General features: G+C 54.1%; 10 protein-coding genes and 1 tRNA gene. 3 read left to right on the plus strand and 8 right to left on the minus strand.

All coding sequences use genetic code 11. The annotated features are described in order from the left end of the window. Positions 1-23: 23 nt before the first annotated feature. Complete coding sequence (ypeC, locus tag IM282_RS10280; protein ID WP_022648932.1) at positions 24-371, minus strand: DUF2502 domain-containing protein YpeC; 348 nt, start codon at positions 369-371, stop codon at positions 24-26. 127 nt (positions 372-498) lie between these two features. Continuing rightward, on the minus strand, positions 499-1,497 hold the full coding sequence (mgrA, locus tag IM282_RS10285) for an L-glyceraldehyde 3-phosphate reductase (protein WP_045308677.1): 999 nt from the start codon (positions 1,495-1,497) through the stop codon (positions 499-501). A 186-nt stretch (positions 1,498-1,683) separates the two neighbouring features. Here mgrA and ipdC point away from each other — a divergent pair, with 186 nt between their 5' ends. Further along, positions 1,684-3,342 (plus strand): indolepyruvate decarboxylase, encoded by a 1,659-nt coding sequence (gene ipdC / locus IM282_RS10290; RefSeq protein ID WP_038416470.1) that lies wholly within the window; start codon positions 1,684-1,686, stop codon positions 3,340-3,342. Here the strand turns inward: ipdC and IM282_RS10295 are convergent, their stop codons facing one another. Next, entirely contained in the window at positions 3,343-4,578 is a 1,236-nt protein-coding gene (locus IM282_RS10295) for an ion channel protein (protein WP_038416469.1), read from the minus strand. 205 nt (positions 4,579-4,783) lie between these two features. On the opposite strand from IM282_RS10295, the gene glk reads away from it, so the two are divergent. Continuing rightward, positions 4,784-5,749 (plus strand): glucokinase, encoded by a 966-nt coding sequence (glk, locus tag IM282_RS10300; protein WP_022648928.1) that lies wholly within the window; start codon positions 4,784-4,786, stop codon positions 5,747-5,749. A 35-nt stretch (positions 5,750-5,784) separates the two neighbouring features. On the opposite strand, the gene IM282_RS10305 is transcribed toward glk, so the two are convergent. Further along, a complete protein-coding gene (locus IM282_RS10305) occupies positions 5,785-6,516 on the minus strand; it encodes a LytTR family DNA-binding domain-containing protein (RefSeq protein ID WP_032622329.1) in 732 nt (243 codons plus the stop codon). A 13-nt stretch (positions 6,517-6,529) separates the two neighbouring features. After that, the gene (locus tag IM282_RS10310) at positions 6,530-8,227 is read right to left on the minus strand and encodes a sensor histidine kinase (protein WP_192970374.1); all 1,698 of its coding nucleotides are present in this window, start codon (positions 8,225-8,227) and stop codon (positions 6,530-6,532) included. Positions 8,228-8,613: 386 nt separating this feature from the next. Between IM282_RS10310 and alaC the strand changes: the two genes are divergently transcribed. Next, on the plus strand, positions 8,614-9,849 hold the full coding sequence (alaC, locus tag IM282_RS10315; protein ID WP_023300650.1) for an alanine transaminase: 1,236 nt from the start codon (positions 8,614-8,616) through the stop codon (positions 9,847-9,849). 57 nt (positions 9,850-9,906) lie between these two features. Here alaC and ypdK read toward each other — a convergent pair whose 3' ends face one another. From ypdK to IM282_RS10330, 3 genes are all read right to left on the minus strand, one after another. Next, positions 9,907-9,978, minus strand: coding sequence for a membrane protein YpdK (ypdK, locus tag IM282_RS22015; RefSeq protein WP_099458937.1), 72 nt, complete (start codon positions 9,976-9,978; stop codon positions 9,907-9,909). Positions 9,979-10,337: 359 nt separating this feature from the next. Then, on the minus strand, positions 10,338-11,258 hold the full coding sequence (gene lpxP, locus IM282_RS10325) for a kdo(2)-lipid IV(A) palmitoleoyltransferase (protein WP_168713920.1): 921 nt from the start codon (positions 11,256-11,258) through the stop codon (positions 10,338-10,340). A gap of 248 nt (positions 11,259-11,506) precedes the next feature. Then, positions 11,507-11,578: transfer RNA gene (locus IM282_RS10330), tRNA-Arg, on the minus strand. Between the last annotated feature and the right edge of the window lie 22 nt (positions 11,579-11,600).

Consider the following 11,600-nt stretch of genomic DNA (forward strand, 5'->3'; position numbering starts at 1 on the left):
AGCCGTGAGGCTCCTTTTTGCTGTTAATGGTGATGGCCGTGACCGTGACCTCTGCCTTTTCCGTGACCCCTGCCGCCACGGCGGTCGTCACGATCGTTCCAGCCTTCGCGGTAGCCGCGCTCGTAGGCCTTACGCTTATCCCAGCCACGGTGATAGCCGTTATCGTGTTTCCACCAGCGGTTTTTACGCCACTCATAATGTCGGTGCCAGTAGTCACGGTCGCGCCAGTAGCCACCGTCCCAGTATCTGCCGTAGTCATCACGATCGCCAATTTGTAATTTAATCGATGGCAACAGGGTGATTTCGCCCGCATTGGCGACCAGCGGTGCCGAAGCCAGTAGTACCGCTGCAAGAATCAGTGACCTGAACATACTCTTTCTCCTTCACGATCGGGGCCGCTGTGCGACCTGTTAACGCAATTTTACGAGTTGGTAAACATTCGTTTCATCGCCTCAACTCCTAAATCATGAACGAGAGCACTTTTTGCTAAAAGTGTTTTTAATCTGAACTGGACAGGATCGCTTCTATCGTCTTCAGCTCTTCTGCGGAGAAATGACGATTTTCAAGCATGCCTGCAGCATCTTCAATTTGTCCGGTCTTGCTTGCGCCGATGAGCACGGATGTCACCGCATCGTGGCGCAGGATCCAGGCCAGTGCCATTTGCGAAAGCTTTTGCCCCCGTTTTTCCGCCAGCGCATTCAGCTTGCGTACCTTTTCCAGCTTTTTGTCGGTGACCTGTTCCGGATTAAGGAACTTACTGCCGCTTGCTGCGCGAGAATCTGCCGGGATGCCGTTCAGATAGCGATCGGTCAACTGTCCGCCCGCCAGGGGAGAGAAGGGGATACATCCCACCCCATTTTGCTGCAACACGTCCAGCAACCCCTCTTCAGGCGCACGTTCAAACATGGAGTACTTCGGCTGGTGGATTAGACAGGGCGTGCCCAGATCCTCCAGTATTTCAATCGCCTGCCGCGCCAGTTCCGCCGGGTAGTTGGACAGGCCGATGTACAGTGCTTTGCCCTGGCGCACCACATGGTCAAGCGCTTTCATCGTTTCACGCAGCGGCGTTTGTGGATCGGGGCGGTGATGATAGAAGATATCAACGTACTCCAGCCCCATACGCCTGAGGCTCTGGTCCAGGCTGGAAATCAGATATTTACGCGAGCCCCAGTCGCCGTAAGGCCCGTCCCACATGGTGTAGCCCGCTTTGGTGGAGATGATTAGCTCATCGCGCCAGGGCAGGAAATCCTCCTGCAGGATGCGCCCGAAGTTGCGTTCGGCTGAACCAGGAGGTGGGCCGTAATTATTAGCAAGGTCAAAATGTGTAATACCCAAATCGAAGGCGCGCTGTAAAAGTTGACGGCTGTTTTCGAGCAGCGTCGCGTCGCCAAAATTATGCCAAAGCCCCAGCGAGATGGCGGGAAGCTTGAGGCCGCTTTGTCCACAGCGGCGATATTGCATTGTCTGGTAACGATTTTTGTCAGGTTGATAACCCATGAGCGAGACCTCTGGCGCTGGAAAGAAAAATCAGTGTATGCGTTTACACTAACCTGAAGAAAATGAGCATAGCTCAGCTTTTTTCGTAAAGCATTCTTTCCAGCCCCTGATTGTCGCCAATTCTGGACACCCTTCACGCTTATTTAATACTCAGAGTGAGGTCAACGTCAGAAGGACACCTATAATATGCGTACCCCCTATTGCGTCGCCGATTACCTGCTGGACCGACTAACAGATTGCGGTGCCGATCATCTGTTTGGCGTGCCGGGCGACTATAACCTGCAGTTTCTCGACCATGTGATAGACAGCCCGGACATCTGCTGGGTGGGCTGTGCCAACGAGCTGAACGCGTCTTACGCCGCAGACGGCTATGCCCGCTGTAAGGGATTTGCCGCACTCCTGACGACTTTCGGCGTTGGGGAGTTAAGCGCCATGAACGGTGTGGCGGGCAGCTTTGCCGAACATGTCCCCGTGCTCCATATTGTGGGGGCTCCGGGTATGGCGGCGCAGCAGCGAGGAGAGTTACTGCACCACACCTTAGGCGACGGCGAGTTCCGCCATTTCTACCACATGAGCGAACCCATCACCGTTGCACAGGCGGTGCTTACCGAACAAAACGCCTGCTATGAAATTGACAGAGTCCTGACCACCATGCTGCGGGAGCGCCGTCCGGGCTACCTGATGCTGCCCGCCGATGTGGCGAAAAAAGCCGCTACGCCCCCTGTAAGCGCTCTCACTCTTAACTCCGCACCGGCCGATTCAGCCTGCATGCAAGCGTTCCGTGAGGCTGCCGAAAAGCGTTTGTCAACGAGCAAACGCACCGCGCTGTTAGCGGACTTCCTGGTGCTGCGCCACGGTTTGCGCGCGGCCCTTCAGACGTGGGTGAAAGAGGTGCCGATGGCACACGCCACCATGCTGATGGGCAAGGGCATTTTTGACGAACGACAGAGCGGTTTTTATGGCACCTACAGCGGATCGGCGAGCGCCGCGGCGGTCAAAGAGGCAATCGAGGGGGCTGATACGGTGCTGTGCATTGGCACGCGCTTTACCGATACGCTCACAGCCGGGTTTACCCACCAGCTGACGCCAGATCAGACGATAGAGGTTCAGCCCCACGCGTCCCGCGTCGGCGACGTCTGGTTTACGGGTATCCCGATGAGGGAGGCCATTGAAACGCTGACAGCGCTGTGTAAAACGCATGTGTGTGATACGCGAGCGCCATCTGATCACAGCAGCTCTTCTTTCCCCACTATCGAAGGGGCGCTGACTCAGGAGAGCTTCTGGCGTACCCTGCAAACGTTTATTCGCCCCGGAGACATTATTCTGGCTGACCAGGGGACGTCTGCTTTCGGCGCTATCGATTTGCGTTTACCGGCAGACGTGAACTTTATCGTCCAGCCGCTTTGGGGATCGATCGGCTACACGCTCGCGGCGGCGTTTGGCGCGCAAACAGCGTGTCCGAACCGACGTGTGATTGTCCTGACGGGTGACGGTGCCGCGCAGTTGACCATTCAGGAGCTGGGATCGATGCTGCGCGACAAGCAGCGCCCGATTATTCTGGTGCTTAACAACGAGGGATACACGGTTGAGAGAGCCATCCACGGGCCGGAGCAGCGCTATAACGATATTGCCCTCTGGAACTGGACGCAGATCCCGCAGGCGCTGAGCCTGGCGCCAGAGGCAGAATGCTGGCGCGTCAGCGAAGCGGAAACACTGGCGGAGGTGCTGGATAAAGTAGCACACCACGAGCGACTATCGCTGATCGAGGTGATGCTGCCGAAAGCCGATATTCCGCCGCTGCTGAGCGCGCTGACCAAAGCGCTGGAGGCGCGCAATAACGCCTGATTACCTGTCGTTTCGCCATGCCATCAACATCGGTTTGCCCGCCAGCAGGAGCCAGGCGGGCAACATCACGATACAAAGGAGCGGCAGAAGCGTGGTATCCGGCACCACAACGGCCGCCATAAACAGACTCAGCCATGCATCGCGCGTTACCACCAGTACCAGCCCCAGAATGGAGCAGGAGACGGTAATCGCCGCAGGGACAGCGTCGACGTGCTCATGCAGCATCAGCCCCAGCGCGACGCCAACAAATACCGCCGGGAAGATCCGTCCTCCCCGGAAACCACAGGCTGCAGCGATCACCAGCGCCGCCAGTTTTACCAGCGCGAACAGCAGATAATCGGAGACGCTAAAGACCTGGCTGAAGGCCAGTTGCTGCATCTCGTCCAGACCCTTAAACAGCGTAACCGTCCCGCCGATAGCGCCTAAAACGCCCAGAATAAAACCGCCCATACCCAGAATCAGCACCGGATGCTTCAGCCTGTGCATCAGACGATGCAGGCGCGGAAGACACCACACTGCGATCATTCCCAGCGCAATGGCTATCGCGACGACGACGGCACCGCTGACAATATCGGTGAGTTGCATCTGGCCATAGTGGGGGATGGGGAGTGAAAAATGAGGATGGAAAAACAGGCTGGTCGTGAGGGCCCCTGCTGCGGCGGCCATCAATGGCGCAAAGAGTTTATCCCACAGCGGCACATCATTGTCGCTGCTGAGCGTTTGCGAAAAGATGAGCGCAGCCGCTATTGGGGTACCAAACAGTGCCCCGATGGTACCGGCGGAAGCCAGAATCGTCCAGTCCAGCGCGCCAACGCGCGGGAAAAGACGCGCTCCCAGAAAGACCGCCAGCGCGATATTAACCGCCATAATGGGATGTTCAGGCCCGAGGCTTACGCCGCCCGCAAGACCGATAATCAGCGCGATAACAAGCCCCGGCAGAGCAGAGGGAGATACTGGCGCACCAATCAAGGGTTCCAGTGCCGGGTCCGGCCCGGCATGGCCCGGGCTATAGCGGATCACCAGACCTACGGCAATTCCGGTCAGGGTCAGCATCATCATGATCCACCCTGGCGAGTCAGTGCTGATGCCAAGTTTAACCGGCAGCGCGGTCCATAAAATCGTTTGCAGCACTGCCGCTACTTTCATGACGACGATGAGCACCAGGCTCGACGCTACGCCAATAATTAGCGCCGGGACAGCCAATAACAGCATGGTTCTGGCTCGCGGATGGAGCATGATGATTTCCTTGTACAAAACGGCTTAACGTTACTTTGCACAATCAGCATTGTGGCAATAGTGCAAAAGGTGCTGAAACGGTAAAGTTATTATGTGACGAAGATCGATAATCCATGGGCAGTCACCTTCTGGTCGTTGTTGTTATCACGCCTTGAATTTACAGTGTCCCAAAGATTTATTCTGACTTTAGCGGAGCAGTAGAAGAATGACAAAGTATGCTTTGGTAGGTGATGTAGGCGGCACCAACGCGCGCCTTGCCCTGTGCGATGTAAACAGCGGTGAAATTTCTCAGGCGAAAACCTATTCAGGGCTGGATTACCCAAGCCTGGAAGCGGTAGTTCGCGTCTATCTTGAAGAGCATAAAGTGAGCGTTGAAGACGGTTGTATCGCCATCGCCTGTCCGATCACCGGCGATTGGGTGGCGATGACCAACCACACGTGGGCCTTTTCAATTGCCGAAATGCGGAAAAACCTCGGCTTCTCGCACCTTGAAATTATCAACGATTTCACTGCGGTTTCCATGGCTATCCCAATGCTTAAACCTGAGCATCTGATTCAGTTCGGCGGTACGGCCCCGGTTGAAGGCAAACCCATTGCTGTTTACGGCGCCGGAACCGGTCTGGGGGTGGCGCACCTGGTCCACGTCGACAAACGCTGGGTGAGCCTGCCGGGTGAGGGCGGTCACGTGGATTTTGCGCCGAACAGCGAAGAAGAGGGCATTATTCTTGAGGAGCTACGCGCCGAGATTGGTCACGTGTCGGCCGAGCGCGTGCTTTCTGGCCCGGGTCTGGTGAACCTGTATCGGGCGATTGTAAAATCAGACGGACGTCTGCCGGAAAATCTGCAGCCTAAAGATGTGACCGAACGCGCGCTGGCCGACAGCTGTATTGACTGCCGTCGTGCTTTGTCGTTGTTCTGCGTCATTATGGGGCGTTTCGGCGGCAACCTGGCCCTGAATCTCGGCACCTTTGGCGGGGTCTATATTGCGGGCGGGATCGTGCCGCGCTTCCTCGATTTCTTTACCGCCTCCGGTTTCCGTGGTGGCTTTGAAGACAAAGGCCGCTTCAAAAGTTACGTGCAGGACATTCCGGTTTACCTGATTGTCCACGACAATCCGGGCTTGCTTGGCTCCGGGGCGCATCTGCGTCAGGTACTTGGCCAGATCCTCTGACATCCGTCTCCCTCTCCTGCGGGAGAGGGAACGCACTACAGGTGCATGAGCTGGCGGAACGCTTTCACTCTGCTGCGGCTTACCGGCACCTGAAAATCCAGATCCTTCAGACGCAAAATATAGGTGTTATTAAACCAGGGTTCGATCTCGCGGATCTTGTTCAGGTTGACGCAGAACGAGCGGTGGCAGCGGAAGAAGTGCGCTGCCGGGAGTTTGTTGCAAAATTCGGTGATGTTCATCGCCATTACGTAGGCCTCACGCCGCGTATAGACAAACGTCATTTTTTCGTGCGCTTCAGCATAGTAAATATCGTCGACAGGCGTGACGATGATCCGTTCGTCCTTGACCAGATTAATGGTGTCGTTTTCCCGCGCTACCGGACTGGCACTGGCGGGCAGCGACTGCTGCTGCCATGCGGCTTCCAGCTTATGCAGCATGCTGATAATACGTGACTCCTGATACGGCTTGAGAATATAGTCAAACGCCTCCAGCTCGAAGGCTTCCACGGCATGCTCTTTCCACGCGGTGACAAACACAATAAACGGCTTGTGGGCGAACTGATTGATATTTTGCGCCAGCAGAACGCCGTCCAGAGACGGAATATTAATATCGAGAAAAATCGCGTCGACCCGGTTATGCTGCAAAAATTTCAGCACGTCCAGACCATCCTCAAAACAGCCAACAATCTCCATCTGGCTGTGGGTTTTAATAAGCCAGCTCAACTCCTGCTGAGCCAGAATTTCATCTTCTACGATGATGACTTTCATCTGTTACTCCGGCCTACGGCAACAAGGATATGGGGGCATTAACGGGCGTTCGTTCGTTCGGGACATAAAAAGCAATCTCGGTGCCCGGCTCAAGGCGGTGAATGTGCAGCCCGTCACCGTACAGCAGCTTGACCCGGTGGTGCACGTTCAGCAGCCCGATTTTATTTCCCGGCATTTCGTTTGATTCGACGCGCTCGATAACTTTCGGATCGATGCCGTGTCCGGTATCGCGCACGGCGATTCGCACGCGGTTACCGCTTTCCGTCACGCTAATCGTGACCACGCCTTTTCCTTTACACGGCTGAATGCCGTGAACAATGGCGTTTTCCACCAGCGGCTGGATCAGCAGGCTTGGGATCACGCAGTTGACCTCTTCATCAATATCGTAAATGACCGTCAGCTTATCGCCAAAGCGTGCCTGCTCAATCGCGATGTAATCCTTGATTTGATACAGCTCTTTTTTGATGTCGATCTGCTCGTCGTCTTTTAACTCAATGTTGTAGCGCAGATAGCGCGACAGATTAAAAATCAGCTGCCGCGCGGTATCCGGATTAAGACGAATGGAAGAGGATATAGCGTTCAGCGCGTTAAACAGGAAATGGGGATTGATCTTGCTTTGCAGGGCACGCAGCTCTGCCTTATTTGCCATCTCTCGCAACTGCTCCGCACGCGAAACTTCGAGTTGGGTGGAGATGATCTGCGACAGGCCAATCGCCATCTCCTGGAGCGAGGAGGTGATTTGGTGCGCATGGCAGTAGTAAATTTTCAGCGTCCCCGTGACCACGCCTTTTTCCCACAGCGGGATCACCAGCATTGAGTGGATCTCTGGCGTCCGGTGGGCTTCATCATTGTTTTTAATGATGATTTTTCCGTAGTTAATCGCCTGTCTGGTGGTCGGGCTGATGGTATCGTCGCTGTCGCGATAATTGTGCTCACCGACGCCAACATAGGCCAGCACGTGGTCAATATTGGTGATGGCAACCGCATCGGCGTGAATATCCCGGCGGATGATATCGCAAACCTGACGTAAAGATTCGGTGTTAACGTGTCGGAAAAGCGGCAGCGTTTTGTTGGCAATATCCAGTGCCAGCTTCGCCTGACGCGCGGCGCTGGCCTCTTTTTCGCCTTCCACGCTTTGCACCAGCAGCACGATAAAGCCTATACAGACGCTCCCGAGGATCATCGGAATACCGATCTTCGAGACGATATCCAGCCCCAGCGCAGTGGTCGGTGCCCAGACGACGACCAGAATCATGGTCAGCGTTTCGCAGACCATCCCCGCGATAATCCCCGCACGCCAGTGCTGTTTTTTCGGGATTTTGCGGTTAATCCAGCTGGAGAGTACCCCGGCAATAATGCTGGTGATAAAGCAGGGGACTGCCGTCACGCCGCCAATATCAATCAGGTATCGATGGGTGCCGGCGATAATGCCTGTGATAATCCCGACCCAGGGACCAAAGAGGATCCCGCCCGACATGACGGCGATGATGCGCACGTTCACCAGCGAGCCTTCTACCGGCACGCCGGACCAGGTGCTGAACAGGGCAAACATCGAAAAGATAAACGTAACGGCCAGCAGCTCTTTTGGCGAGTGGGCAGATTTATGCAACAGTTCGCGAAACAAGCGGATGCGGATAAGGAAAAAGAGACAGATCAGCATTAATGCCGCGCGGTCGAACACCGCCAGGAGCATATTGAAGATTTCGTGCACGGTCAGGCCTGGGAAAACGGGAAAAATCTATGATAGAAAACATAGGGCCAGATGACCAGCTATCCATCAGATTTATCAAATGGGGAAAAACCATAATTCTCAAAGGGGATTGCTGGCTTTTGACTGAAAGTCGCTGCTTTTTCGTTTGGGGAGAAGCGTCAGGTAACGATACTGAAAATATTGTGTTAAATCGCAGCGCTTAAAACTGCCTGATCACGATAAGAGTTCCGCTTTTCACTGCAATCGCATTCCCGTTTTAGCGCAATATATTGTTTTGCCGTTATCCCCTCGACAGCGTCTTTTTCTTCAGGTTATTTTCTAAGCATGCCACACGGGTGGCAGCGTCGCTCGGACGGTCCGGGCGCTAACGTGACTCTGAGGAATCTATGGCTGAATTCAGTCCTGAACGCCGTTTTACGCGTATCGATCGTCTCCCCCCTTATGTTTTCAATATCACTGCTGAACTGAAAATGGCTGCGCGTCGGCGCGGTGAAGACATTATCGATTTCAGTATGGGTAACCCTGACGGCCCAACGCCGCCGCATATCGTTGAGAAACTCTGCACAGTTGCCCAGCGTCCCGATACCCATGGGTATTCAACCTCACGCGGCATTCCACGCTTGCGTCGGGCGATCTCCCGCTGGTATCAGGACCGTTATCAGGTGGATATCGATCCTGAAAGCGAAGCGATTGTGACCATTGGCTCCAAAGAGGGGCTGGCCCACCTGATGCTGGCGACGCTCGATCACGGCGATACCGTCCTGGTGCCGAATCCGAGCTACCCAATTCATATTTATGGGGCGGTGATTGCTGGCGCGCAGGTGCGTTCTGTTCCACTGGTGGAAGGCGTCGACTTCTTCAACGAGCTGGAACGGGCGATTCGTGAAAGCTATCCGAAGCCGAAAATGATGATCCTCGGTTTCCCGTCCAACCCAACGGCACAATGCGTCGAACTCGAATTCTTTGAGAAAGTGGTCGCGCTGGCTAAGCGTTACGACGTGCTGGTGGTACACGATCTCGCCTATGCTGATATCGTTTATGATGGCTGGAAAGCGCCGTCAATTATGCAGGTACCGGGTGCCCGTGATGTGGCGGTTGAGTTTTTCACCCTGTCGAAAAGCTACAACATGGCGGGCTGGCGAATTGGATTTATGGTGGGAAACAAAACGCTGGTGAGCGCCCTGGCGCGTATTAAAAGTTACCATGACTATGGTACCTTTACGCCATTGCAGGTCGCGGCCATCGCGGCGCTGGAAGGGGATCAGCAGTGCGTGCTTGATATTGCCGCCCAGTACAAGCGCCGCCGTGATGTGCTGGTAAAAGGGCTTCACGAAGCGGGCTGGATGGTTGAAATGCCTAAAGCTTCCATGTACGTCTGGGCGAAAATCCCCGAGCCGTATGCGGCGATGGGATCTCTGGAATTTGCCAAAAAACTGCTTCAGGACGCGAAGGTTTGCGTTTCTCCAGGCATTGGCTTTGGTGACTACGGTGACACGCATGTGCGTTTCGCGCTGATCGAAAACAGCGACCGTATCCGTCAGGCTGTGCGGGGGATTAAAAGCATGTTCCGCGCGGATGGCCTGCTTGCAGTTAAGAGCGTCGTGGAACAACCCGAGTCGTAACGGACACCAAAAAAACAGGCGCCAACGGCGCCTGTTTTTTTGACTGCATTTTCTTAACTAGATCATCAGAGCAAACGTTCCGGCCCAAACTAAAACAATAACCGAAATGCCCATAAAGAAATATTTCACGTTTCATCGCTCCGCGTATCTTTCGGTACGCATTAAAAAAACAGAGTCCAACTGAGTATAGAGAGTTGAAATCATGCGAAAGGGGAAATCGGAATTATCCCGTTACGTCGCTAACTTCAGCTCTGAATTCTGTGCTTTCCTGTCGCCAGACGGCGCTAATGTACGCCTAAATTTCAGGAGTGACAAGAGGCATTTTTTTAAATAATTTCCGATACTTACGAGTGTCGTGGAACGGCGACAGTTTGATTTCGGTACGCAATAAATGCCTGTTGAGCGACGGTCGAAAAAAGCCGTTACGCACTGCGATTACAGGTGCTTGAAAAGGTTAGTTTCTTAGCGAAACTAACCTTCGAAAGGGGTTAGATATAAAGTGAGGCTTCGCCCAGAGGGCGGGTTTTAAAGCGGCGGTGCATCCACAGATACTGCTCAGGTGCTCGCATAATCTCAAACTCAATCACCTTATTGATAAAGGTCGCGGCTTCACTCTCATCCTCAGGATAGTTCGCCATCTCCGGTGAGATATGCAGACGATAGCCTGACTTATCCGCTTTTCTGACCATGGTCACCGTTAACATCGAGGCGCCAGAGAGACGTGAAATCACAAAGGTACCGTTCGTCGTAGCGACATCTTTAACCGCAAAGAAAGGGGCAAAGCTGCTGCCTTTAGGGCCGTAGTCCTGGTCCGGGGCAAACCAGACGGCTTCACCTTTTTTCAGGGCGCCAACCATACCGCGCAGATTGTTACGGCTGATCATCGCCTTATTTGAACGCATGCGGCCCCGCGTTTGTACCCATTCCATCAGTGCGCTGTTATGCGGGCGATAGGTTGCCATCATCGGCTGACAAAGACCCATAACGCGGCCGCCCAGCTCAAGCGACATAAAATGCACACCCACAACCATCACGCCGCGTTTTTGCATCTGGGCATGTTTGAGGTTATCCAGACCTTCAACGTCAAACCATTTACGGACACGCTCGTCTGGCCAGAACCAGGCCATACCGGTTTCAAGCAGCGCCATACCGATAGATTTAAAGTTTTCAGCGATCAGCGTTTCACGCTGCTGCGCGTTGTAATGCGGAAAGCAAAGTTCAAGATTTTTTCGGGCAATGGACTCGCGACGCTTAAGAAAGTGACGCGATGCGCTGCCGAGCTTCGAACCCAGGAAGCGAATCACGGGATAAGGAAGCTGGACCAGCAGCCAAAGTACGCCAAGGCCGAACCATGTAAACCAGTAGCGCGGGTGCAGAAACGCCCGCTGAAATTTGGATTGAGACAAAATAGTGGAACCTTTGTAAAGCCTGTGAAGGTAGCGCAGACTTCGCGATACCACGTGCCATTGAGACCGTAGGACGAGGTCATGGTTGCAGGCTTTACCGTTCTTTACGACGTTGCCTGGCCATTGCTGACTTGGGTGGGCGGCTTAATGTAGCACCGTTATACATTATGAGCTATTACTCGTTTTTGCTTAAAAAAGCGGCAATTGCAAAGCGGATTGATAAATCAGGCATTATAGGGGGAAATTAAAAGTGTCCCCTGCAGGAATCGAACCTGCAACTAGCCCTTAGGAGGGGCTCGTTATATCCATTTAACTAAGGGGACGAAGCGGCAAGAGTATAGCGTT

Source organism: Enterobacter cloacae complex sp. P29RS (assembly GCF_014893445.1).
Lineage (GTDB): Bacteria > Pseudomonadota > Gammaproteobacteria > Enterobacterales > Enterobacteriaceae > Enterobacter > Enterobacter intestinihominis.

What these genes read in the sequence shown, in the direction of transcription:
- ipdC (WP_038416470.1), top strand. Translation starts at nt 1,684, where the DNA reads ATGCGTACCCCCTATTGCGTCGCCGATTACCTGCTGGACCGACTAACA.
- IM282_RS10295 (WP_038416469.1), bottom strand. Translation starts at nt 4,578, where the DNA reads ATGCTCCATCCGCGAGCCAGAACCATGCTGTTATTGGCTGTCCCGGCG.
- ypeC (WP_022648932.1), bottom strand. Translation starts at nt 371, where the DNA reads ATGTTCAGGTCACTGATTCTTGCAGCGGTACTACTGGCTTCGGCACCG.
- IM282_RS10305 (WP_032622329.1), bottom strand. Translation starts at nt 6,516, where the DNA reads ATGAAAGTCATCATCGTAGAAGATGAAATTCTGGCTCAGCAGGAGTTG.
- mgrA (WP_045308677.1), bottom strand. Translation starts at nt 1,497, where the DNA reads ATGGGTTATCAACCTGACAAAAATCGTTACCAGACAATGCAATATCGC.
- glk (WP_022648928.1), top strand. Translation starts at nt 4,784, where the DNA reads ATGACAAAGTATGCTTTGGTAGGTGATGTAGGCGGCACCAACGCGCGC.
- alaC (WP_023300650.1), top strand. Translation starts at nt 8,614, where the DNA reads ATGGCTGAATTCAGTCCTGAACGCCGTTTTACGCGTATCGATCGTCTC.